Origin of the sequence: Mesorhizobium sp. C399B (assembly GCF_030323185.1) — a bacterium.
GTDB lineage: Bacteria > Pseudomonadota > Alphaproteobacteria > Rhizobiales > Rhizobiaceae > Mesorhizobium.
The window spans coordinates 688,572-712,600 of the sequence record NZ_CP100472.1 but is presented as its reverse complement, the minus strand read 5'-3'; the positions used below and the strand labels follow the sequence as shown (position 1 = coordinate 712,600).

At 64.1% G+C, this 24,029-nt stretch carries 20 protein-coding genes; 11 read left to right on the top strand and 9 right to left on the bottom strand.

The window, feature by feature from the left end; all coding sequences use genetic code 11:
- Window positions 1-53: 53 nt before the first annotated feature.
- From NLY36_RS03495 to NLY36_RS03485, 3 genes are all read right to left on the bottom strand, one after another.
- Window positions 54-335, bottom strand: a complete 282-nt coding sequence (locus tag NLY36_RS03495) for an acyl carrier protein (protein WP_010909964.1) — start codon at window positions 333-335, stop codon at window positions 54-56.
- A 209-nt stretch (window positions 336-544) separates the two neighbouring features.
- On the bottom strand, window positions 545-1,093 hold the full coding sequence (locus NLY36_RS03490; protein WP_023670442.1) for a histidine phosphatase family protein: 549 nt from the start codon (window positions 1,091-1,093) through the stop codon (window positions 545-547).
- A gap of 99 nt (window positions 1,094-1,192) precedes the next feature.
- Window positions 1,193-4,243, bottom strand: a complete 3,051-nt coding sequence (locus tag NLY36_RS03485) for a caspase family protein (protein ID WP_023735254.1) — start codon at window positions 4,241-4,243, stop codon at window positions 1,193-1,195.
- Between the two features lie 143 nt (window positions 4,244-4,386).
- Here NLY36_RS03485 and NLY36_RS03480 point away from each other — a divergent pair, with 143 nt between their 5' ends.
- The 3 genes from NLY36_RS03480 (at window position 4,387) to NLY36_RS03470 (ending at window position 8,265) form a co-directional block, all read left to right on the top strand.
- On the top strand, window positions 4,387-5,337 hold the full coding sequence (locus NLY36_RS03480; RefSeq protein WP_023735255.1) for an AEC family transporter: 951 nt from the start codon (window positions 4,387-4,389) through the stop codon (window positions 5,335-5,337).
- A gap of 251 nt (window positions 5,338-5,588) precedes the next feature.
- Window positions 5,589-7,046, top strand: coding sequence for an NAD-dependent succinate-semialdehyde dehydrogenase (locus tag NLY36_RS03475; protein WP_023670445.1), 1,458 nt, complete (start codon window positions 5,589-5,591; stop codon window positions 7,044-7,046).
- A gap of 193 nt (window positions 7,047-7,239) precedes the next feature.
- On the top strand, window positions 7,240-8,265 hold the full coding sequence (locus NLY36_RS03470; protein ID WP_023681740.1) for an aldose epimerase family protein: 1,026 nt from the start codon (window positions 7,240-7,242) through the stop codon (window positions 8,263-8,265).
- A gap of 9 nt (window positions 8,266-8,274) precedes the next feature.
- On the opposite strand, the gene NLY36_RS03465 is transcribed toward NLY36_RS03470, so the two are convergent.
- A complete protein-coding gene (locus NLY36_RS03465) occupies window positions 8,275-9,195 on the bottom strand; it encodes a sugar kinase (protein ID WP_023735256.1) in 921 nt (306 codons plus the stop codon).
- A 154-nt stretch (window positions 9,196-9,349) separates the two neighbouring features.
- On the opposite strand from NLY36_RS03465, the gene NLY36_RS03460 reads away from it, so the two are divergent.
- Both NLY36_RS03460 and NLY36_RS03455 read left to right on the top strand, forming a co-directional pair.
- Window positions 9,350-9,793 (top strand): FixH family protein, encoded by a 444-nt coding sequence (locus tag NLY36_RS03460; RefSeq protein WP_023735257.1) that lies wholly within the window; start codon window positions 9,350-9,352, stop codon window positions 9,791-9,793.
- A 4-nt stretch (window positions 9,794-9,797) separates the two neighbouring features.
- Complete coding sequence (locus tag NLY36_RS03455) at window positions 9,798-10,997, top strand: cytochrome-c peroxidase (protein WP_023735258.1); 1,200 nt, start codon at window positions 9,798-9,800, stop codon at window positions 10,995-10,997.
- 1 nt (window position 10,998) lies between these two features.
- Here NLY36_RS03455 and NLY36_RS03450 read toward each other — a convergent pair whose 3' ends face one another.
- Window positions 10,999-11,451, bottom strand: coding sequence for an Lrp/AsnC family transcriptional regulator (locus NLY36_RS03450; protein WP_023688158.1), 453 nt, complete (start codon window positions 11,449-11,451; stop codon window positions 10,999-11,001).
- Window positions 11,452-11,614: 163 nt separating this feature from the next.
- On the opposite strand from NLY36_RS03450, the gene putA reads away from it, so the two are divergent.
- Window positions 11,615-15,223, top strand: coding sequence for a bifunctional proline dehydrogenase/L-glutamate gamma-semialdehyde dehydrogenase PutA (gene putA, locus NLY36_RS03445; protein ID WP_023735259.1), 3,609 nt, complete (start codon window positions 11,615-11,617; stop codon window positions 15,221-15,223).
- Window positions 15,224-15,310: 87 nt separating this feature from the next.
- On the top strand, window positions 15,311-16,375 hold the full coding sequence (locus NLY36_RS03440; protein WP_023735260.1) for a glycosyltransferase: 1,065 nt from the start codon (window positions 15,311-15,313) through the stop codon (window positions 16,373-16,375).
- 45 nt (window positions 16,376-16,420) lie between these two features.
- On the opposite strand, the gene hmuQ is transcribed toward NLY36_RS03440, so the two are convergent.
- The 4 genes from hmuQ to NLY36_RS03420 form a co-directional block, all read right to left on the bottom strand.
- The gene (gene hmuQ, locus NLY36_RS03435) at window positions 16,421-16,735 is read right to left on the bottom strand and encodes a heme-degrading protein HmuQ (protein ID WP_023681734.1); all 315 of its coding nucleotides are present in this window, start codon (window positions 16,733-16,735) and stop codon (window positions 16,421-16,423) included.
- A 50-nt stretch (window positions 16,736-16,785) separates the two neighbouring features.
- Complete coding sequence (locus NLY36_RS03430; RefSeq protein WP_348524897.1) at window positions 16,786-17,694, bottom strand: energy transducer TonB family protein; 909 nt, start codon at window positions 17,692-17,694, stop codon at window positions 16,786-16,788.
- 178 nt (window positions 17,695-17,872) lie between these two features.
- Window positions 17,873-18,307 (bottom strand): hypothetical protein, encoded by a 435-nt coding sequence (locus NLY36_RS03425; protein WP_023710743.1) that lies wholly within the window; start codon window positions 18,305-18,307, stop codon window positions 17,873-17,875.
- A 5-nt stretch (window positions 18,308-18,312) separates the two neighbouring features.
- Window positions 18,313-20,460 (bottom strand): TonB-dependent hemoglobin/transferrin/lactoferrin family receptor, encoded by a 2,148-nt coding sequence (locus tag NLY36_RS03420; RefSeq protein WP_245260191.1) that lies wholly within the window; start codon window positions 20,458-20,460, stop codon window positions 18,313-18,315.
- A gap of 258 nt (window positions 20,461-20,718) precedes the next feature.
- Between NLY36_RS03420 and hemP the strand changes: the two genes are divergently transcribed.
- Genes hemP through NLY36_RS03400 form a run of 4 tightly spaced genes read left to right on the top strand, consistent with a single transcriptional unit; the run spans window position 20,719 to window position 24,024 of the window.
- Complete coding sequence (gene hemP, locus NLY36_RS03415) at window positions 20,719-20,925, top strand: hemin uptake protein HemP (protein ID WP_023673860.1); 207 nt, start codon at window positions 20,719-20,721, stop codon at window positions 20,923-20,925.
- 49 nt (window positions 20,926-20,974) lie between these two features.
- Complete coding sequence (locus tag NLY36_RS03410; RefSeq protein ID WP_023735263.1) at window positions 20,975-22,033, top strand: hemin-degrading factor; 1,059 nt, start codon at window positions 20,975-20,977, stop codon at window positions 22,031-22,033.
- Window positions 22,034-22,043: 10 nt separating this feature from the next.
- Window positions 22,044-22,925, top strand: a complete 882-nt coding sequence (locus NLY36_RS03405) for a heme/hemin ABC transporter substrate-binding protein (RefSeq protein ID WP_031194752.1) — start codon at window positions 22,044-22,046, stop codon at window positions 22,923-22,925.
- A 4-nt stretch (window positions 22,926-22,929) separates the two neighbouring features.
- Window positions 22,930-24,024 (top strand): FecCD family ABC transporter permease, encoded by a 1,095-nt coding sequence (locus tag NLY36_RS03400; protein ID WP_286461669.1) that lies wholly within the window; start codon window positions 22,930-22,932, stop codon window positions 24,022-24,024.
- The last annotated feature ends 5 nt before the right edge of the window (window positions 24,025-24,029 follow it).

Below are 24,029 nucleotides of genomic sequence, written 5' to 3'. Positions count from 1 at the left end.
GCGGCTTTGTGGGTCAGGCGGCGCAGCCCGTCAAGGCCGCGCGCTTGCCGATATCAGGCGGTCTTGGCGGCGACCAGCGCGTCGATCTTGGCGCACAGGTTCTTCATGACGAAGTAATCGTCGGTCGAAGCCTTGCCGTCATTGACTTCCTGGGTCCACTTTTCCAGCGGCACCTTGATGCCGAATTCCTTGTCGATGGCAAAGACGATATCGAGGAAATCGAGACTGTCGATGCCGAGATCGTCGATCGTGTGGCTCTCGGGAGTGATGGTATCGATGTCGATCTCGCTGGTGTCGGCAATGATCTTGGCGACTTTGTCGAACGTGGTGGACAAGGGCTCTTCCTTCGGTTGCGGGCGGAATCTGTCCGCATCTGGTTTGGGCGCTGTCTAATCGGTTTTTCCCGGCAGGAAAAGGCCTGATGCGCCGGGCGCAGATGGGATGGCCTTCCCATAAAGACAAGAAGGGCCGCCCGACAAGCCGGCGGCCCTCCCAGTTGACGTTACGTCAGCTCAGTTTTCACGGAGCTTGACCACTGGCTTTCTCAGAACGTGACGCGGCCGAGCACGCGCAAGCCATCGCCCTGCGGCTCGACCACCACCGCTTCGCCCTCGCGCGGCGAGACGCCGGTCAGCGCGACGATGTTTTCGAGATGCGTGACCATGACCAGATTGTCGGAACCGGTGTAGGCGCGGATTTCCTTCATCACCGCGTCGAGCTGCGCGGCCTTCTCGGTCGGATCGCTCCTCAGGAGGTCGAGCGGCGCAAAAAGCTCCGGCTCCGCCTCGAAGGCGATGCGGGCAGTGTCGAGGCAGCGGCAATAGCGGCTGGACAGCACCCGCTCGATGGGGGCGGCGCGGGCGCCGAACAAGGCGCCGATCTTGCTCGCCTGCTGCTTGCCGCGCGCCGATAGGTTGACCTGGGTGGCGCAGTTGTCGATGACGAAATTGGCGGGGTCGGTGGTGCCGGTGACCAGCGCGTGGCGAAGCAGCACGACATGGCCGCCGTCACGCAGCAGCGCCCAGCCGGCGTCGGTCGCGTGGGCGACGGCGGGAACAGCAAGCAGGAACAGCGACAGCACAAATCGAATCATCGAAACCTTTTCCGGGAGCCTGATGCCGCTCCGGTCATTCTGATATAGGGATCGGAAAGCCGGCACAAAGACAAGCGAAAGGCGAACCCTCGGTTCGCTTCACATTTTCGCCATTTGCTTCTTCGCCAGCTCGATCTTCTGATCGGTGAGCGGGATAGGGATCGTGTAGCCGGCTTCGGTGAAGCCCTGCTTGGCGTTCTCGAAGAATTCGATCGCCTTGAGATATTCCGGCTTGCCCGCGCCATAGCTGGCGCGGTTCCAGTGGACGTCGCCGATATTGTTCTGCTCGAAGGCCCACTGCAGCGGCTGACTTTCGCGCGTAAACACCTTCAGCGCCGCCGTGAACGCCGCTTCGGCGTCGTTGAGATATTTGTCGGTCCGCTGGAGATTGCCGAGATTGAGCAGGCTCATACCGATGCCATTTTGAGCGTTGGCCCAGTCGACCGGCGCGGCCTCGATGGTGAGTATTTCGAGCGCTGCCCGCCGCGCCGCAATCGAATCCTGCAGCGTCTTGGCATCGCCATTGCTCATGCTCAACCAGTGCAGCGTCGAGCCCAGGCCGGCCTGGGCCATTGCCCATTGCCGCGGGTTCGTCTCGCGCTTGTACTCGCGCAACGCATTGCCGTAGGCGTCGACCGCCTCGCTGTAATGCTCGGGCTTGTCGGTGACGCCGCCGAGAAGCTGCAGCGTGTTGCCGAGATTGTAGTAGCTCATCGCCCAGTCCTGCGGGAACTTCCGCCTGACATAGACCTGCCGTGCCGCCTGGAAGGCTGCCGCCGACTGTTCCAGCTTGGCCGCATCACGGGTGCGCTGACCAAGGGTCTGATAGATCGATCCAAGATTGTTCTGGGCTGACGCCCAGTCCATCGGGAAGCGCTTGCGGGTAAACACCGTCAGAGCGTCGTTGTAGGCAGCTGCAGCTTCTTCCAGCGTAGCCGTGCCCATATCGAAGCGGGCGATACCGCTCAGCGCATTGCCCAGGTTGAGGCGGCTGGTCGCCCAGGACACCGGGAAGGTTTCGCGGGTTCGCACTTCCAGCGCGGCGCGGAAAGCGTTGGCCGCCTCATTGATCTTGGCCTTATCGTTGAGCTGGATGCCAAGGGTGACCAGCGTGTTGCCGAGATTGTTCTCGATCATCGCCCATTCTACCGGCGCTTTTTCGCGCGTGTATTCCTCAAGCGCCAGCCGGTAGGCGGCTTCGGCCTGCTTAAGATGCTCGCCGGTGGGTTCGCGTTCGGAGAGCGCATAGAGGGCGAGGCCAAGATTGTTCTGCGAAGAGGCCCAGTCCAAAGGCAGCTTGTCGCGCGGGCGCCTCTCCAGCGTGGCGCGCATTGCCGCCACCGCATCGTTCAGGCGCTTGGGGTCGCTTTCGCGTTCCCCGATCTTCAGCAGCACATTGGCCAGGTTGTTCTGCGCAGCGGCCCAGTTGCGATCATCTTTCTCGCGCTCGAAAACGGCAAGCGAACCGCGGAAGATCTGCGCTGCCTCTTCCAGATGCGCGGTCTCGGTTTCGCGTTCGCCGATGGTTTGCAGCACGACCGCCATGTTGTTGCGAGTGATTGCCCAATCGCGGTTCTGTTCGCCATTGGGAATGAAGTTCAAGATGACATGATAGGCCTCGATGGACTGTTGTAGTGCATCGAGGTCGCCGGTGGCGTAGCCATAAGCGTTCAGCGCCTCGGCCTCCTGGTTCTTGTAGTTCCAGCGCAGCTTTTCGTCCCACTTCTCGACCAGCGAAAACGCCTTGGCGTAGTCGGTGGCGGCGGATTTGTAGTCGAAGACCAGCGCGGCGGCGTCGGCGCGTTTGGCATAGATGGCGGCGTCGGCGATGCGCTTTTGCCGGAGCAGGTCCTCGGCCTCATCCACCGCACCGCTGTTTTCCTCGATCCGGCCGACCGCGTCGTCGAGGAATTTGCGCGCCGTCACCATGGCGCCCTGGCCTATGGCCTTGTCGGCGGATGCGACCAGGCGACTGATCTCGGGATCGTCGGTGCGTAATGCGGCGCGCTCGGCCATCATCTTCTTCAGACGCTCGGCCTGGCTGTCCAGCACCTTCTGCAGGTCGTTGGGATCCTCAGGGATCTTTTCCGTGCCGAGCGCCTTGAGCACGCCGTAGAGCGCGTCAAGGGGCACGCCGTCCTGGAGAGAAGCCAACTCCACCTGAGCCCGTTTGGGATCGGGCAGGTCGGAAATGGTCAGCAGCAATTGCCGCCTCTCGCCGGTGATCAGCCCGTCGTCGCCGGTCGGTTCGGGCGGCGCGACGCCGAAATAGAGCAGGCGACGCAGGCTCTCGCTGACCCAGGGGCGCTGCTTTGCCTTGGTGTCGAGATAGACCTCCTCGGTTACCATGCGCATGACCGAGCCGAACTCGGTGCCTTTCATCGCGGTGAGGTGGCGCAGCAGGGCGGCGGCGTAGGGGCTGTTTTCGCCGGCGACGCCATCGAGCGCCGGTCGGCCCGGCTCGGCGGCGAAGCCGACCACGGTTCCCAGGCTGGCATCATCCACTGAGGCATCGGCGAGGGCTTTTGCGCCGCGCACCGGTTCCAGCCCGCCGGCGCCGACGGGCTCGGCGGAAGCCGTCGGCCCGCGTCGCACGACCGCGTCCGGCGGAAACGGGTTGGTGCGGCAGGCGTCAAGCAGCACGATCGTCACCGGCATGGTCTTTTTCAGCTCGTCCATGACGGCTGAAATCGGCACCAGCGCCTCACCAGCATTTTTCAACGACGAGACGTCGGCGTCGACCGGCACCAGATAGTTCTCGCCGCCGGCCTCGATGCCGTGGCCGGAATAATAGATGAAGGCTACGTCGGCGCCTTCGGCGTCCTCGACAAACCGATCGAGATCGCGCTTCAGCTTGGCGGCATCGCGATCGGTGACGTTGCGGGCGTCGAAGCCGAGGTCGGTCAGCATCTTGGCCATGTCGCGGGCGTCGTTGGCCGGGTTGGCAAGGGCTGCGATGTGTTCGTATTTCGACTGGCCGATGATCAGCGCCACGCCCTTGAGACTTTTGGTCTCGGCGGCCTGGGCCTCAGATACGCCAAGGCAAAGCAGTATAACGACGAAACCCGCCAGCCACCCCTGTCTGACCAGCCACCCCTGTCTGACCAGCCACTCCCGTCTGAAATGACGCTGTTTCGGCGTCGCGACCATTCTTTGTGTCCGCCCTAATGATCCCAAGCCTGTATAGCGCTGTCACCCGACCATGATCAAATTCAGGCGCCGGCCGGATCGAGGATCGATTTCTGAAGATCAGGGCGATTGCACTGCAATCCGGGCTCGCCTATCCCTGAAAAATGTCGCCGCTCACGGAAACCGTTCTTTTCGTCTTCAGCCTTGTCGCGCTCGGCTATCTCGCCGGGCTCACCGGCTATCTAAAGCCGGCGAGCGGCGAGGGTATCGCCGAGTTCGCCATCAACGTGGCGATGCCGCTGCTGCTGTTTCGGACGATGGTGAATTCGGATTTCCACGGCGTGGCGCCCTGGTCGCTGTGGGGTGCTTATTTCGCGGCGGTTGCAATGACATGGGCCGCCGGCCATCTGGTGACGACACGGATCTTCGGGCGGGACGCGCGCACCGGCATCGTCGGTGGAGTGTCGTCATCCTTCTCGAATGTGGTGTTGCTGGGCATTCCCTTCGTTCTCGGCGTATTCGGGTCCAGCGGATTCGAAGTGCTGTCGCTGCTCGTTTCCGTGCATCTGCCGACCATGATGATGGCTTCGATCATCATGTTCGAGATATTTGGCCGCGGCGGCAGCGAGCCCGTACACCCGCTGCGCATCATCCAGAGCTTTCTGAGAAGACTGTTCACCAATCCGTTGATCATCGGCATCCTGGCCGGGCTGGCATGGCGCCTCACCGGCGCGCCGCTGCCGAACCTTGCCATGCGACTGGCCGATGCGCTGGCTAACACCGCCGGGCCGGTGGCGCTGTTCGCCATGGGGCTCAGCCTGCGCCGTTTCGGCATTTCCGGTAACATCCGACCGGCGCTGGCGCTGTCGACGCTGAAACTGTTCCTGATGCCGGCGCTGGTGCTCGGCCTGGTCTGGCTGTTTGGCCTGCCGCCCTTGACGGCCAAAGTGGCGGTCGTGGTGGCGGCGCTGCCGTCCGGCATCAATTCCTATCTCATCGCCGTGCAGTTCAACACCGGCCAGGCGCTGGCGTCGAACCAGATGACCATCGCCACGGCAAGCGCGGTTGTTACAACCGCCTTTTGGCTGACGGTGGTGGTGCATGTCTTTGGGTAGGCTTGGTCTTCTGTAAGGCTGGTCTTTGGCAAGGCTGGTCTTTGACAAGGCTGCGGCCCAAACTAATTTACATGTGAATTTTCTCTGGCGTTGGGCTGGCCCAAAGCCTATATGCCATCTTGCAATTGCTTGCCGGGCTTGCCCTAGGTAAAGAGCAGTGGCTTCAGCGTGTCGGCTCCGCCGCCATTGTGCACGCTCGTTCAAGAGATCCAGGAAACCGGCCCGTCAGTGCGCCGAACGGAGGCTAGACCATGCTGCAGAAAACCAGCCATTTCATGCGCCAGGCCAATCTCATCAACGGCGAATGGGTGCAGGCCGACAGCGGCCAGACGGTCGACGTCAACAACCCGGCCACCGGTCTCAAGATCGGCACCGTGCCGAAGTCGGGCAAGGCGGAAACCCGCCGCGCCATCGAAGCCGCAAGCGAAGCCTTCAAGACCTGGCGCAAGACGACCGCGCTCGAGCGCTCGAAGCTGTTGCGCAAGCTGCATGACGCGATGATGGACAATCAGGATGTGCTGGCCGAACTGCTCACCATCGAGCAGGGCAAGTCGCTCGCCGAATCCAAGGGCGAGATCGGTTCGGCCGCCGCCTATATCATGTGGTTTGCCGAGGAAGGCCGCCGCACCTATGGCGATGTCGTGCCATCGCCATGGGGCGATCGCCGCATCCTGGTGACCAAGGAGCCGGTCGGCGTCATTGCCGCCATCACGCCGTGGAATTTCCCCTCCTCGATGCTTGCCCGCAAGCTTGGCCCCGCGCTTGCCGCCGGCTGCACCGCCGTGGTCAAGCCGGCCTCGCAGACGCCGTATTCCGGCCTTGCATGGGGCGCGCTCGCCGAGGAAGTCGGCTTCCCCAAGGGCGTCATCAACATCCTGACGGGTGCTGCCGGCGAAATCGGCGACGAGATCTGCGCCAATCCGCTGGTGTCGAAGATCACCTTCACCGGCTCGACCGAGATCGGCAAGCTGCTGATTCAGAAGTCGTCCGTCACCGTCAAGAAGGTCTCGATGGAACTCGGCGGCAATGCGCCGTTCCTGGTCTTCGACGATGCCGACCTCGATCGCGCCGTCGCCGGCGCCATCACCGCCAAATACCGCAATTCAGGCCAGACCTGCGTGTGCACCAACCGCTTCCTGGTGCAGGCCGGCATCTACGACAAGTTTGTCGAGAAGCTGGCCGCTGCCAGCAATGCGCTGAAGGTTGGCTCGGGCCTGGAAGAGGGCGTGCAGCAGGGACCGCTGATCGACGTGAAGGCGGTCGAGAAGGTCGAGGAATTCATCGCCGACGCCACGTCGAAGGGCGGCAAGGTCGTTGCCGGCGGCAAGCGCCACGCGCTTGGCGGCTCATTCTTCCAGCCGACCGTCATCGCCGATGCGAAGCCCGACATGCGCTTCATGAAGGAAGAGATTTTTGGCCCGATCGCCCCGGTGTTCAAGTTCGAGACCGAGGAGGAAGCCATTGCGCTCGCCAACGACACCGAGTTCGGCCTGGCCGCCTATTTCTACACCGGCGACCTCGGCCGCGCCTTCCGGGTCATGGAAGGCCTGAAATACGGCATGGTCGGCGTCAATGAAGGCCTGATCACCACGCCGGAAGCGCCGTTCGGCGGCGTCAAGGAATCGGGCCTCGGCAAGGAAGGCGGACATCAGGGCATCGAGGATTATCTCGACACCAAATATGTCTGCATCGGGGGTCTCGGCCTCTAAATCATTCACGGGCAGGGCAGGCCGCGCGCCTGCCCTTGCCAGACGACATTCAGCCGGACTGGAGCGGTTCAGCGTTTCACGGAAACGCCGAACCGCTCCAGTTCTTTGTTTTTTGCAATTCCGGACGGAAAACCGTTTCACACTTTTCCTGGAATTGCTCTAAGTCGACAGATCGATGAATTAGCATTTGGACATAGCGATGAAGGACGGCGAAGTCTTCGGCACGACGCAGGCAGGCGAACCCGTTCGCCGTTTCACCATCCGGGGCGGCGGCGTCAGCGCCAACATCATCGGGCTCGGCGCAATCATCCAGGATCTGCGGCTCGCCGGGCACGACGCGCCGCTGGTGCTGGGCTACGATCGCTTCGAGCCTTACGAGACTGACCGGGCCTTCTTCGGCGCGGTCGTCGGCCGCTATGCCAACCGCATCCGCGACGGCCGCTTCACCATTGCCGGCCAGCGCTACCAGACCGAGCGCAATTTCCTCGGCAAGCACACGCTGCATGGCGGCTCGGAGGGCTTCTTCCATCGGCCGTGGACGGTTTCGCTGCACGGCCGGGATTTTGTCACCCTGACCCTGCACGATCCTGAGGGCACGATGGGCTTTCCCGGCGCGCTCGACGTCACCTGCACCTACCGGCTGAAGATTCCCGGCACGCTCTCGATGGAACTGACCGCCACCTGCGAGGAGCCGACGCTGTGCAATCTGGCGCAGCATTCCTATTTCAATCTCGACGATGGCGGCGCCGGCGACATTCTCGACCACCGGCTGATGCTGAACGCCGGCGCCTATACGCCTGTCGATGGCGAGATGATCCCGACCGGCGTCGTCAAACCTGTCGACGGCACGCCCTTCGACTTCCGCCAGGCGCGGCCGCTGCGGATGGAAACGGAAGGCGAGCAGCTTCCCTACGACGTCAATTTCTGCCTGGCGTCAGCCCGGGGCCCGCTTCACCAGGTGGCGTGGGCGCAAGGCGCCAATTCCGGCGTCGAGATGGAAGTCTGGACCACCGAGCCGGGCCTGCAGCTTTACACCGGCCAGTATGTCGCGCCGACCTCGGGCGGCCTGGACGGACGGCGCTACAAGGCGTTTTCCGGCTTTTGCCTGGAAGCGCAGACCTGGCCCGACGCGCCGAACCGGCCCTATTTCCCGCAGGCCACGCTGTGGCCGGGCCAGATCTATCATCAGGTGACGGAATATCGTTTCAGGCTTCCCTAAGGTCTTAGACTAGCCCTCGAAAGCGGTTCTTAGAACCTCGAACGGCGCCAGCGCGCCTCGCACCTGCACGACAGCGGCGGCGACGCGATGCGCGCGCTGCACGGCATCCGCCGGGGCATGGCCGGCAAGCCGGGCGGCGAGATAGCCGCCATTGAAGGAATCGCCGGCGCCGGTGGTGTCGACCGGGGTGGCGACATGCTGGGCCGGAACCGGCTGCAGGGCTCCGCCAGTGGCGATCAGCGCGGGCTTCTCGCCATTCTTGACGACGACTTCGCCGACGAGTTTTCCGAACCGTTCGGCGGTCGCTTGCGGTGCCGAGTCGCCAAACAGCATCTGCTCGTCGGGAAAGGTCGGCAGCGCGATGTCGGCGACGGCAAGCGCGTCGAGTATCGCGGCTTGCGCCTCCTCGCGGCTCTGCCACAGGCGCGGCCGGTAGTTGGGGTCGAAGGCGACGAGCGAACCGGCGGCCCGCGCCTTGGCCACTTCTGCCAGCAACGTCTTGCGCGCGGCGGCATCCAGAATTGCCAAAGTGATTCCGGAAAAATACACAAGCGCCTGGTTTTCAAGGCTTTTTGCCAAGGCGGCCGGGTCCGAGGCAAGCCGCCTGGCCGCCGCGTCGCTGCGCCAATAGGTGAAGGCGCGTTCGGCGCCGGTCAAGGTGATGGCGTAGAGGCCGGGCCGCGCGCCTGGGATGACCGGGCTGGCGCCGATGCCGATGCCGTTTTCGGCGAAGAACGAAATCTGGCCCTGCGAGAAGGGATCGTCGCCGAAGGCCGAGACATAGGTCGCCGGCCGCTTGCCGCTCAGCGCATGCAGCGCCCACAGCGTGTTGAACGTGTCGCCGGCAAAGCCCATGCGCCAGTTCGGCCCGGCCTGGCCGGACAGTTCGAGCATGCATTCACCGATCGAAGCGACGCCGTCTGCTGCCATGTATCTGTCTCCGGATCAGTTCGCTGCTGTAGCTTTTTGCGGCCGGCAGCGCCATGCTTGGCGGCGGCGGTTTTTTGCGCCAGAAGCGTTTTCCCACAGAAGCGGCGGGACGCGAATTGCTTCCCGAGACGTTATGCCCAGAAGAGGAACCGGTTTGGCATCGATATGGCGTTATCTTCTTGCGGGCGTTGGTCTGGCCGCCTTGCTGGCTGGCATATTGGCGATCGTCTATCTGACCGCGCCGCAGTCGGCGCCGGGCCCCGATGTTTCGCGCTCGAAGAAGACGGCGAACGGCTTGTTTGTCGCCAGCATTCAGCCGGAACGCGGCGTTATCCGGCAAGGCGAACTGCAATCCTGGTTGCTGACCCTGAAGACGGTCAACGGCGATTCCGTGGAAGGTGCGGCGATCTCGGTGTCCGGCGGCATGCCGCAGCACAATCACGGCTTGCCGACCAGTCCGCAGGCGACCGACTATCTTGGCGAGGGGCGCTACCGGATCGAGGGGCTGAAATTCACCATGAGCGGCGTGTGGCAGTTGCGCTTCGCCATTTCGGCGGCGGCCGGTTCCGACACGGTCGTCTTCAATGTGGTGCTGTGAGCGGATGAACCGCCTGTTGCGCCTTCTGGCCTTGGCTGCGGTTTTGCTCGTTGCCGGCTGCGGCAAGCCGGACTTTTCCGATGCCGAGAAGAAGACCATCGCTTCGCTGGCGCTGAACACCTTGCCGGCGCTCAAACCAGACACCACCAACCGCTTCGCCGACGTGCCGGCCGCCGCCGCCTTGGGCTCCACTCTGTTCTTCGACCAGGGGATGAGCCGTGACGGGAACGTATCCTGCTCGACCTGCCACAAGATCGACCGGCAGTTCCAGGATGACCTGCCGCAATCCGTCGGCGTCGGCCGAACCAACAGGCGCTCGATGCCGCTGGCCGGCATTGCCCGCAATCCGTGGTTCTTCTGGGATGGACGGCGCGACAGCCTGTGGGCGCAGGCGCTGACGCCGCTGGAAAACCCGCTTGAGCAGGCGGGGAACCGCGCCGCCTTCGCCCATTACATCCAGAAGCGCTTTGGTGCGCGCTACGAGCGCATCTTCGGGCCACTGCCGGATCTTTCCGCCGTGCCGGCCAACGCCAGCCCGCTCGGCAACGAGGCCGAGCAGGCGGCATGGAAGGCAATGACCGCGGCGGAAATGGACGACGTCAACCGCGTCTTTTCCAACATCGGCAAGGCGATCGCCGCCTTCGAACGGTCGGTCGAACCGGCACAGACGCGCTTTGACCGCTTTGCCATCGATCTTGCGTCAGGCGCCAAGCCGAAAGCCGACGATGCCTTTTCGCCGGAGGAGATGCTCGGGCTGAAACTGTTCATCGGCAAGGCCAATTGCGTCACCTGCCATAACGGCCCGCGCTTCACCGACAACGCTTTCCACAACACCGGCGTGCCGCCGGTCAGGGATTTGCCATTGGATCGCGGCCGTTTCGATGCGGTGGCCCAGGTTCAGGCCGACCCATTCAACTGCTTCGGCGCCTTCCGCGATGGCGACGCCGGCGCCTGCGGCGAGCTGCGCTTCATCGTCAAGGCAGCACCCGAACTGATGCGCGCCTACAAGACGCCGTCGCTGCGGGGCGCGGCGACACGGCCGCCCTATATGCATGCCGGACAGTTCTCCACGCTGGAGGAGGTGGTGGCGCACTATGCGAAGGCGAAGGCGAGCGTCGAGGGCACCTCCGAGGTCCACCCGCTGCAACTGTCGGACCGCGAACGCGCGGCGCTGGTGGCGTTTTTGAAGACGCTGTCGGAGTGAGTCAGCGATCCTTCACCGTCTCCATGGCCACGAAGGTTGAAGTCTGCGCAACATGCGGCAATGCCGAGATGCGCTCGCCGAGGACACGGCGATAGGCGGCGATGTCCGTGGTGCGGACCTTCAGAAGATAATCGAAGCTCGACGCCATCATGTGGCACTGCTCGATCTCCGGCACGGCCTGCACCGCGCGATTGAAAGCATCGAGCGCGGCCGAGCGTGTGTCCGACAGTTTGACCTGGACGAAGGCGACATGACCTTCGCCCATGCGCTCGCGATCGATGATCGCCTGATAGCCCCTGATATAGCCGTCCTTCTCCAGGCGCTTCACCCGCGCCTGCACCGGCGTCTTCGACAGGCCGACCTTGCCGGCCAGTTCCGACATGGACAGCCGCCCGTCGCGCGCCAGCGCCGACAGGATGTTTCTGTCGATGCGGTCCAATTGGTCTCCTGTCACGGATATCACAGTCCATCTGATAACAATTTAGCCGCATGATAGACCGCTCGGCCTGGCATGTCGATTTCTTTGGACCGGCCGAAAATGCGGCTCTGTGCTAGCTTGCGCCATTCGGTCCGGCGACCGCCGGCCCGCTCCCAGATGCTTGCTCCGCAGGACCGCCATGCCGCTCGACACCATCCGCCAGCAGATCCGCGCCAACTACCTGCCCGACGAAGACGCGGCTGTGAAGCGCCTGGCTGCCGCGACAGAACTTTCGGCCGATGACCGCAAAGCCGTCTCGGCCCGTGCCGCGGATCTGGTGCGCGCGGTGCGCGGCTCGTCCGACCCGCGGCTGATGGAGGTTTTTCTCTCCGCCTACGGCCTCTCCACCAAGGAAGGAGTGGCGCTCATGTGCCTGGCCGAGGCACTGCTGCGCGTGCCTGACACCGAGACTATGGACGACCTGATCGCCGACAAGATCGCACCGCATGACTGGTCGGCGCATTCGGGCGGTTCGAGCTCGATCTTCGTCAACGCCTCGACCTGGGCGCTGATGCTGACCGGCCGTGTGCTCGACGAGGGCGAGGGCGGCATTGAAGGCACGCTGCGCTCGATGGTTCGCCGGCTGGGCGAACCGGTGATCCGCAAGGCGGTCGCCGCCGCCATGCGCGAAATGGGCGAGCAGTTCGTGCTCGGCCGCACCATTGCGGAAGCCGTCAAGCGCGGCAAGTCGATGATCCAGAAAGGTTATCTCTATTCCTTCGACATGCTGGGCGAGGCGGCCCGCACCGAGGCCGACGCGCTGCGCTACCTCAAGGCCTATGCCGATGCGATCTCCTCGCTCGATTCAGGCTCCAACGGTCCCGATATCCGCCAGAACCACGGCATCTCGGTCAAACTGTCGGCGCTGCATCCGCGCTACGAAGAGGCACAGAAGGAAAAGATGCTGCCGGTGATGGCGGAGCGGCTGCTGTCGCTGGCGCTGGCCGCACGCCATTCGCGCATGGGCCTCAACATCGACGCCGAGGAGGCCGACCGGCTCGACCTGTCGCTCGATGTGATCGAGCGTGTGTTGTCCGAGCCGGAGCTTGCCGGCTGGAATGGCTTTGGCGTCGTCGTCCAGGCCTACGGCCCGCGCGCGGCCTTCACCATCGACTGGCTCTATGCGCTGGCGAAAAAGTACGACCGCAACATCATGGTGCGTCTGGTCAAGGGCGCCTATTGGGACACCGAGATCAAGCGGGCACAGACGCTCGGGCTTTCCGGCTACCCTGTCTTCACCCGCAAGGCCAACACCGATGTTTCCTACATGGCCTGCGCCAGGAAGTTGCTGTCGATGACCGACCGCATCTATCCGCAATTCGCCACGCACAACGCCCATACAGTCGCTGCCGTCCTGTCGATGGCTGACAACCGTGACGCTTTCGAATTCCAGCGCCTGCACGGCATGGGCGAGGCGCTGCATGAGACGGTGCGCCAGGCCGAAGGCACGCGCTGCCGCATCTATGCGCCGGTCGGCGCGCACTCCGACCTCTTGGCCTATCTGGTTCGCCGCCTGCTGGAGAATGGCGCCAACTCCTCCTTCGTCCATCAGCTCACCGACGAGGACGTCGAGCCGGAGGATATTGCGCGCGATCCGCTCGAGACGGTCGAGAGCCAGGGCCCCGCCGCCAATCCGGCAATCGCTCGTCCTGCGACGATCTTCGGCGCTGGTCGGCGCAACTCGAAGGGGTTCGACATCACCGATCCGGTGACGCTGGCGGCGATCGACAAGGCCAAGGCGGCCTTTGCCGGGCCCGAGCGCTGGCATGCCAAGCCGATCACGCGCGCCGCCGGCTACGGCAAGCAGCGCCCGGTGGTCAATCCGGCAAAGCCTGCCGAGATCGTCGGCACGGTCGCCGAAGCCGCTGCCAAGCAGGTCGCGACCGCGGTGCGCTTTGCTGTGGAAGCGCAGCCGGCCTGGGCGAAGCGTCCCGTCGCCGAGCGCGCCGCCATCCTCAACCGCGCCGCCGACCTCTATGAGGCCAATGCGGTCGAGTTTTTCGCGCTGGCTACAAGGGAAGCCGGCAAGTCGCTGGCCGACGGCGTGGCTGAAGTGCGCGAAGCCGTCGACTTCCTGCGTTACTACGCTGCCGAAGCGGCCAACAACGAAGCGGGCACCGAGGCGCGCGGCGCGATCGTGTGCATTTCGCCGTGGAATTTCCCGCTCGCCATCTTCACCGGCCAGATCGCGGCAGCGCTCGTCACCGGCAATTCGGTCATCGCCAAGCCAGCCGAACAGACGCCGCTGATCGCCTTCCGCGCCGTCGAGCTGCTGCGCGAGGCCGGCGTGCCGGAAGATGTGATCCAGCTTCTGCCGGGCGACGGCCCGTCGGTCGGCGGACCGCTGACCGCGGATCCGCGCATTGCCGGCGTCTGCTTCACCGGCTCGACCGAGGTTGCAAAGCTGATCGAGAAGCAACTGGCCGAGACAGCTGCGCCCGACGCCATGCTGATCGCCGAGACCGGCGGTCTCAATGCCATGATTGTCGATTCCACAGCACTGCCCGAACAGGCGGTGCGCGACATCCTGGCGTCCGCCTTCCAGAGTGCGGGCCAGCGCTGCTCGGCGCTGCGCGTGCTTTACGTGCAGAAGGATGTCGAGAAGAAGATGCTGGAGATGCTGAAGGGCGCCATGGAAGCGCTCACCATCGGCGATCCCTGGCAGATTTCGACCGATGTTGGGCCGGTCATCGATGACGAGGCGCAGAACTCGATCCGCGAGTATTGCACCAAAATGGGGCTGCAGGGCCGGCTGATCGCCAAGCTCGAAGCACCCAAAGATGGCCGCTTCGTTGCGCCGCATGTGTTCCGGGTCAAAGGCATCGAGGAGATGGAGCGCGAAGTGTTCGGTCCGGTGCTGCATGTCGCCAGCTTCGACGCCGACGGGATCGACGCCGTCATCGCCGCCATCAACCGCAAAGGCTATGGCCTGACCTTCGGCCTGCACACCCGCATCGAAGGCCGCGTCCAGCATTTCGTCGACGGCATCCATGCCGGCAACATCTATGTCAACCGCAACCAGATCGGCGCCGTCGTCGGCTCGCAGCCCTTTGGCGGCGAGGGGCTTTCGGGCACCGGGCCGAAGGCCGGCGGGCCGCATTATCTCCGGCGGTTCCGCAAGGGGCCGGAGGCGGGCACGGAGATTGCCGAGGGCCACAAGGTGACGGCGACCGAACTGGCCGACAATCTGCCCGATCCGACGCTTGGCGGCTGGTCGACGCGGCCGGACCGCATCGCCATCTTGAGAAAGCATCTGCGCGGCAAGGGCGCTGCAGCGATCGGCGCTGCAGCCGCCATCGATTTCGGCCAGGTCGACCTGCCCGGACCGACCGGCGAGGCCAACACGCTGTCGCTGTCGCCGCGTGGCCGGGTGCTGTGCCTCGGTCCGGACGCCGACACGCTGCTTGCCCAGACGATCCAGGCGCTGGCCGCCGGCAATGCGGTGCTGGCCGTGGCGCCGAGCGCGCCGGCGGCACTGTCGGCGCTGACCGGCAAGGGGTTGCCGCTGGCGGCCATAGACGGTCGGCCAGACCCAGTCGAAGCGCGTTCGCTGCGCGTCCATGTCGTCGCCTTCTCGGGCAGGCCCGAGGCGGCGCGGATCGTGCGCAAGGTCATTGCCGACCGCAGCGGGCCGATCGTGCCGCTGGTCAGCGAGGTGCTCAACCCGGCGGCCTATGCGCATGAACGCGCTGTCTGCGTCGACACCACGGCCGCCGGCGGCAATGCCAGCCTGCTCGCGGCGGCCTAGGGGGCTTTTCGCGGCTCGCTTGCCTGCGTCGGGTTGCAAGGGTATGCGCAAGGGATAGAGAGCAACTCGAGCGGGGCAGCCGAACAGATGGAAGACACGTCCCGACCGTTTGAGCTGCCGCGCGTGGCGGTGGTCATCACCTGCTTCAATTATCGGCCGTACGTCGAACAGGCGATCCGCTCGGTGCTTGCGCAGACCTACCGGAATTGGGAATGCGTCATCGTCGACGATGCCTCGACGGACGGCTCGGCCGACCATGTCCGACAGCTTCTAAGGGATATAGACGACCCGCGCCTGCGCCTGTTGGCGCGCACGGAGAATGGCGGCCAGACCGCGGGATTCCGCGACGGCTTTGCCGCAACCGACGCGCCCTTCGTCGCGTTTCTCGACGCCGATGACGTGTGGCTGCCGGATTTTCTCCTCGCGCATCTGTCCGCCAACCTCAACACGACGCATTCGGCCGCACTGTCGAGTTCCGATGTGTTCCTTGTCGATGGCGACGGCACCTTGCTGGGCGGTACCTTCCTTGCCTTGCGCAAACCGCGGTCCGGAGCGGATCGCAGTGGCGTCGCCATCGCGCCCGGTGGCCGGCTTGCCGGCATGGCGCCCGGGATCGCCTACGCATCGGAGCATCCGGTAACCTATTTCGCACCTGCGGTGACGGGCTGGCTGTGGTCGCAATGCTCGGCGATCATGTACCGGCGTGGCGCGCTGGAACCGGTATTGTCCTTCCCGTTCAAGGCCAAGGTCGGGACGGATTATCTGACGGCGACACTCGCGCACCAGGCCGGCGGCAGCCTCATCCTGTCAGAAGGTCTCGGGCTCTATCGCCTGCATGGCTCCAACCTGTCCACCGGAACTGCCTTTGCCGGCGGCAATGTGCGGCAAACGCCTGCATACAGGAGCTACAGGAGCGTGTTGGCGGCGGATGCCGCAGACTATTTGCTGGCGAATTCTGCCTGGCTCAGCGATCTCAACGGGCGCAATTTCATAGCTGCATTCCTGACGCAGCATGTGCGCCAATTCCCGGAGCTGGCCGGTGATCCGCGGTTGGCGCGCTACCTGACACGCGGACAGCCCTGGCGGCGGCTGCGCCTGCACATTGCCCAGCGGCTTCGGCGACTGGGCGGCCGGAATTCAACCGGAACATGACGGCATCTGCCCGTCGTCAGATCTCGTCGACGGGTGAAATCTCAATCAGGCCCCTTCGACGACCGAAAAGCCTTCGAACTGCGGATGGCCGAGATAATGCACCTTCGAGGTGCCGGTGTTGCGGTGGGCGGCGCGAAAATTCTCGGATTTGGTCCAGGCGACGAAATCCTCATGGCTTGCCCACACCGTGTGCGAGGCAAACAGCGTGTAACCCTCGGCCTCGTTGACCGGGCCGCGCAGCAAGTGGAATTCCCTGAAGCCTTTCATCTCCGAGAGGCTCGAATCGCGGTTCTTCCAGACATCCTCGAAAGCGGTCTCCGAGCCGTTCTGGACCTTGAAGCGGTTCATGGCGATGTACATTGGGCTTCCTCTTGAATTGATGGACGATTTGGCGAAGCTCTACGAGCTGGTTAAAACGGACCGATCCGCGCCCTGAACACCCAACTTGATAATCCGGTCTCGGGTGGAATGGGCGGGAACGGGGCTTGCTGGCGCACCAGTTTCAAAGCGAATTGGTCTAGCTCGGCAGACCCTGAACTTTCGACAAGCTGCAAGTCGCTGACGCTGCCGTCGGCCATGACGACGAAATAGACCCTGGCATTGTTGCGAGCCTTGGCTTGAATTTCCTTCGAAACGCGCCGGTTAGCGCGGGCAAGCTTCTTTTGAATTTCACCGCCGTAACGAGATTCCATCGCATTGCCAGCCGCGTCCTGGTTTTTACCCTTGCTGGCAACCGCCGGTGCGTCGCGTTCTTCGCCATCTGCCGCACCGCGGGTATCTCCAGATCCGGCTGGAGGGGTCGGCCGCGGGCTCGGGACTGGTGGTTTGGCAGCAGGCAAATCAACGGCGGGCTCGTCGGCGGGCGGTGCCTCTGAACTTTGCGTTTGAACCCCTGGCGGAGTCGACGTCTCAGCGCTTGGGGCGACAGTTTGATCATTCGGGATGGCGGCCGTCAGTGTATCTGGCGCGGCGGTCGCCTGTTCGGCGGCTTCCGGCGCAGGCTTGGGCGCCGCCGGCTCCTTTACCGGTTGAGGCGCCTCGGTCGGCGGCACGGGTCGAACGGCCTCGGGCTTGGCCGGCTGCGGATCGGTTACCAGGGTAACATCGACCGCGTCGGGAGCCTGGCTGTCCAAGGCGCTGCCGACCACCTCGGCGCCTGATCGATCGGCGCCTTCGGCCTGTATTGCCTTCCCGGTATCGAATGTCCCGGCGGGTGCGACCATGAACGCCGCTGCGGCAGCGGCATGGAGCAGGCAGGACGCGACGATCGCCACAGTCCATTTGCGGTCCGCGGCCGCCGGCTGTACGAGCTCGTCCACAGTTATCGCCGGTTCGCTGCCGGCGTCGGGGAGGGGGGTGATGTCCTGCATGGTTCGCGGCGAGACCTGCCGCGAGCGCGGCGGGATTGTCAAATCAAGATCGGTTGCCGGCCATGACGGAGGGCCGGAGACAGGCCGCGCCGGAATATCTTGCAGGAAGGCGGGATGCAGACCCACCTCAAACGCCGAATGCGATACCGGTCTTGGTCTGCGTCTTCAGGCCGCGCATGCAGGCGCCCGGTTCGACGCCGGCGCATTCGGTGGCGCTGTTGATCAGCACGCGGCTGAGTTTGGTGCAGTCGGTGCCGGCGAGGTCGAAGCGGATCACCTTGGTCTTGCCGGCCGGCAGGTCCTTGAAGTCGAGCACGCTCAGGCGGTCGACAATGCCGGCCTCGTTGAACAGCGCGATTTCGAATGCCGCCTTGGAAAGATCGGCGCCGAGCGCATTGTTGACGACGAAGGTCAGGCGGCAACCCTTTTCGGAGGGCTGCGCGGCATTGAGCTCGAGGCTGAGTTGCGGAGCCGGCGCGGACTGAGCCCACGCCGGCATCAAGCCAAGCGACATCGCCAGCGTCGAGGTCAGGAGCCGAAGCGATGCCGTCAAACTTGTCATGGGTGTCAGCCTCCAAAGCGCATGGTTGCGGCCAGCTTCAGCGTGATGCCGGGTTCATAGATGACGGCGGTGGTGCCGCCGTTCAGCGGGTTGGTGTATTTGACGTCGAACAAATTGTCGGCGCGGAAGTCCACCTTCAGATTGTCGGTGGCCTGGTAACTGGCGAAGGCGTTGACCAGAGTATAATCCTTGGCTACGGGGTTGCCCTTCGGCTTGCCGTTGTACTGCACCTCGCCGCCGACGGTCAGCTTGTCCTGAAGGAAGCGGAAGCCGAGCTGCCCGGTGACCTGCGAGGACGGGATGGTGGCAAGGTCGGCGCGCTCACCTTCATCGGAGATGGTGTGGCCGTTGGTGATCGAGGCGGAGAGCCCGGCATAACCCCAGGCGGCATCGTAGACGCTTTCCAGTTCGAAGCCGTTTATCTTGGCCTGGGCGACGTTCTGGTACTGGAAGCAGATCGGGATGCCGGGGCCGAACGGGCAGCCGCTGGTCGGGTCGAATGCCGACAGTGTGACGCCTTCGATGTAGTCGTCGACATCGTTGTGGAAGTAGCCGGCCTTGAGCCGGAACGCGTCGCCTGCCTCGACAAGGTCGTTCAGCTTGTAGTTGACGCCGAACTCGGTGGTCTTGCCGGTTTCTGGCCGCAGGTTCGGATTGGGCAGGAACGGGAAGGTGACGCCCGCCGGATGGTTGCCGCTGATCAGCGTTTCGGTCAGCGACGGCGAGCGGTAGCCTTCCGCGTAGGTGCCATAGAACTGCAGGCCCGCCAGGCTGGCGCTTTCGAAGGGCGTGACACCAACGGTGATGCGCGGCGACAGACGATCACCTGACGTTCCATTGTCGGAATCCTCCAGGCTGTAATTGTCGTAACGCAGCCCGGCAATGACCTCGAGCCAGTCCCAGGTGAGCTTGTCCTGGATGTAGGCGCCCGAAACACTACGCTTGCCCGATGGGGTGTAGAAGCTGTCGCCGCCGGCGGTGCCGCCGGTCTCGACATCGTCACCCACCCAGTCGCCGCCATAGGTCAATTCGTGCGCAACACCGGCTGTTTCGAAGCGCGACGTGTTCCAGATGTCGACGCCGGCCGTGCCAACGTCGAAGGTCGAGGTCGAACCGACGGGCAGCAGCACGGGAAGGCCGGTCGACGGATCGAAGCGGTTCTGCGGGACCAGCGTGGCGAGGTCGAGATTGGTCTTGTTGTAGGAGGCGTTGATGTGGAGATCGAGCCAGCTCCTGGCGTCGTCAGTGATGTTGTAGCGGGCGGTGAAGGTGTTCGACTTCAGGTCGACGTCGTTGGCCGGCACGCCGCCGCTGGTTTCCGTCCAGCCGTCGCTCGAGCCGACCCAGCCGAGCTTCAATTCGCTGTTCTCGCTCGGGCGGATTGTGGTCTTGAGCAGGCCGCTCAGCACGTCGAAACCGGTACCGGCGACGGTGTCGCCGCTGCCATTCTTGTAGTCGCCGTAGTCGCGGTAGACGATGTTGCCCAGCACATCCAAATCGTCGTTGAATTTGTAGGCGCCGCTGGCGCTGGCGGTCCAGCCCTTGCCGTTGCTTTCATAGCGCCCGGTGACGGAGCCGGCCCAGGTTTCGCCCGGTCTGAGGAAATCCACCGCATCCTTGGTGTCGAAGAAGACGACGCCGCCAATGGCGCCGGAGCCGTAGGTGTTGGCGGTCGGTCCGCGAATGACGTCAACGGATTTGATGAGCTCGGGATCGACATAGAAGGTCGACTGCGTGCCGTGGTCTGAGCGCTGGAAATTCTGCCTGGCACCGTCGACGATGACCGCGACGCGACCGAAATCCTGCAGGCCGCGGATGTTGATGCTGGAGCTGACGCGTCGCGCATCGGCCTGCACCGCGACACCAGGCACACCGAGCAGCATTTCGTTCGGCGTCGTCGCCATGCGGCGGTCGAGCTGTTCCTGGTCGACATGGCTGGCCGAGGCCAGCGATTCGATTGCCGTCTCGCCGGTGCGGCTGATGACGAGGATCTTGTCCAGCAGGGTCGCGCCGGCGGGCGCCGGCTTGGTGTCCTCGGTTTTCCTGGTCTGGTCGGCCTGGTCAGCGGCCAGCCGAGCGGCCTGCTGAGCGCTGACCGGCGATGTCAGCAGCGCGATCGTCGCTGCCCCCGCAAGCAAGGCCACCTTTGCCATACACCGATGCACCGGACCGGTGCTCGCCAGACCCAGTCGTCCAGAATTTCCCAAGCCCATGCCCCAGCTCCAAATTCCAGGTTCGACGCTGGCTGGCTTGGCGCTCGCTGGCTTTTTTCATTCCGTCCGGCGTCTTAAATATTGACTCATTTAGTCCGGTATTGCACTGACTAATAAACATGATGATTCAAGTCAAGAAATGAATCGGCATTTGCAACGCCTAGCCAGTTGCCCGGCACAGGAAAGGGATCGAAAGAGATGAACACCCACAATCCCAACGACTTCCGTTACCGCGTCCGCCGTTCCGAGGAGACGCCGACCCGCTTCGACCGGGTGCCGCTGGCGGTGCGGACGCTGTCCTCCAACACGCTGTTCCAGGGCGAGCACGAGATTGGCATCGAGCACCATGGCGCGCTCTATCGGTTGAAGATCACCCGCCAGGGCAAGCTCATCCTCAACAAGTGATGAAACAGCCAGGCAGGCCAAAACGCCAGGCAGGACAGGTAAGCAGGACATGGACCAGCGCGTAAAACCCGCACCGCATGAAATCCGGCGAGCGCGGGCAGACAATCCGAAAGCGCGCGAGCGCGATCTTGCCGCCGAGCTCGGTATTTCCGAAGCCGAACTGGTCGCCGAGCATTGCGGCGACGGTGTCGTGCGCGTCGAGCCCAGGGTCAACGATCTGCTGACCGGCCTCGATGCCGTTGGCGAAGTGATGGCACTGACCCGCAACGAAAGCGCGGTGCACGAGAAGATCGGCGTCTACGACAAGGTTGTCACAGGTGCGCACAATGCCATGGTACTGGGCGAAAACATCGACCTGCGCATTTTTCCCAAAGTCTGGGCGCATGGCTTTGCCGTGGAAAAGCGCGACGGTGGCGACATCCGCCGCAGCCTGCAATTCTTCGACGCGGCCGGCGATGCGGTGCACAAGGTGCATCTGCGGCCGGCGTCCAATCTCTATGCCTACCAGAAACTCGTGGCCGCACTCGAATCGCCGAACCAGGAGGCGACCGTGTCTATCGCAGGCCTGGCCGACGACGACGCGGAGACGTCGGGCGTTGCCGCAGACACCGACGATCTGCGTGACCGCTGGAGCCGGCTGACCGACGTCCACCAATTCTTTGGCATGTTGAAAACGCTGAAGCTCAGCCGCCGCCAGGCCATGCGCATGGTCGGCCAGGACTATGCCTGGCTGCTCGACAATGACGCCATCGGCGCCATGTTCCACCATGCCGCCGCCGACGGCATGCCGATCATGTGTTTTGTCGGAAACCGAGGCTGCATCCAGATCCATTCCGGCCCGGTCAAGTCGATCAAGCCGATGGGGCCGTGGATCAACGTCATGGACGAGACCTTCCATTTGCATCTGCGCACCGACCACATCCAGGAGGTGTGGGCGGTGCGCAAACCGACCAAGGACGGTCATGTCACCTCGCTCGAAGCCTATGGCGCCGACGGCAAGATGATCATCCAGTTCTTCGGCAAGCGCCGTGAAGGCGAGGGCGAGCGCGACGACTGGCGGTTCCTTGCCGAGAACCTGCCGCGCATTCCAAGCCCGACCGCAGCCTGAGGAAACGACGATGATTTCACTGTTCAGGACGCTTGCCGCGGCCATGGGCCTGTCGCTGTTTATTGCCGCCCCAGTGCCGGCCAGCGAGAACGTGGCCGTGTTGGCCGACACGTCGCGGATCGTGGCGATCGGCGGTTCGATCACCGAGATCGTCTACGCGCTTGGCGAGGAAGGTCATCTCGTCGCCCGCGATTCGACCAGCCGCTACCCCGCCGCCGCGGTCGCGCTGCCCGACGTCGGCTATATGCGCCAGCTGTCGCCGGAAGGCGTGTTGTCGGTCAATCCTTCGGGCATTCTGGCGCTGCATGGCAGTGGGCCGAAGGAAGCGGTCGATGTGCTGAAAAAGTCGAGCGTTCCGTTCATCGACGTGCCCGAGCATTACAGCCATGACGGCATCCTGGAAAAGATCCGCATCGTCGGCAAGGCGCTTGGCGTCGACGCCAAGGCCGAGACGCTGGTGGCTGAGACCGACGCCAAGCTGAAGGCGGCCGAGAAGCAGACGGCGTCGATCAAGCAGCGCAAGCGCATCCTGTTCGTGCTGTCGATCCAGGGCGGCAAGATCCTGGCCGCCGGCACCGACACCGCCGGTGACGGCATCATCAAGCTCGCCGGTGCCGTCAATGCGGTCGAAGGTTTTTCCGGCTACAAGCAGATGTCCGACGAGGCGATCGTCACTGCCAGGCCGGACGTGATCCTGGCCATGAAGAATGCCGGCCCGCCGATTGCGGAGGCCGAGCTGTTCGCCATCCCGTCGATCACCTCGACGCCGGCGGGCGAAGGCCGCAAGCTGACCCTGATGGATGGCAGCTATCTCCTCGGCTTCGGGCCGCGCACGGCCGATGCCATCCACGATCTGGCCGCCTCGCTCTATGGCAGCCAGGTCACGGACTGAGCCGATGGTGGATCAGTCGATCGCCGGCGCGGCGGGCAAGGTGGCCGAGGGCGATCGTTCCGGGCGCGCTCGCCTGGTTATTGTGCTCCTGTGTGTGGCGCTTGCCCTTTCGATGTTCCTGTCGCTGAGGTCGGGCGCTTCCGATGCATCGGCCGTTGGTGTCATTCGTGACTGGCTGACCGGCGCCACGCCGGACGACGCCGCGCTTGGTGCCCGCGACCGGCTGATCGTCTACGATATCCGCATGCCGCGCGTACTGCTCGGTGTGCTCATCGGGGCGGCACTGGCCGTATCGGGTGCGGTCATGCAAGGCCTGTTTCGCAACCCGCTCGCCGATCCCGGCCTGATCGGCGTTTCCGCCGGGTCGAGCCTCGGCGCGGTCGCCGTCATCGTGCTCGGCACGACGTGGCTGGCGCCGCTCACTCTGGCGCTCGGCGGGCTGGCCTTGCCGCTCGCCGCTTTCTGCGGCGGCCTTGCGGTCACGCTGGTGCTCTACCGCGTCGCCACGCGGCAGGGGCGCACATCGGTCGCTACCATGCTGCTTGCCGGCATTGCGCTCGCAGCCCTTGCCATGGCGCTGACCGGTATCCTGATTTTCATGGCCGACGACCGGCAGTTGCGCGACCTGACCTTCTGGCAACTGGGCTCGCTGGGCGGCGCGACCTGGCCGAAGATCGCTTCCGTCGGTCCGATCATCATCCTGGCGCTTGCGGCAATGCCGTTCCTGGCCAAAGGCCTCAACGCCCTGGCGCTCGGCGAGGCGACGGCCGGACATCTCGGCATCCCGGTACAGCGGCTGAAATACACCGCGATCGTCGGCGTCTCGGCAGCGGTCGGCGCCTCTGTCGCAGTCAGCGGAGGCATCGGTTTTGTCGGCATCGTCGTGCCGCATCTGCTGCGGCTGCTGATCGGTCCGGACAATCGCTATCTTTTGCTCGCATCGGCGCTGCTCGGCGCCTCGATGCTGCTTCTTGCCGACGCAGTTGCCCGCGTCATCGTGGCGCCGGCCGAATTGCCAATCGGCATCGTCACGGCGATCGCCGGCGCGCCGTTCTTCCTCTGGATCCTGCTGCGCAAGCGCGGCGTAATCGACTTGTGAGGCGG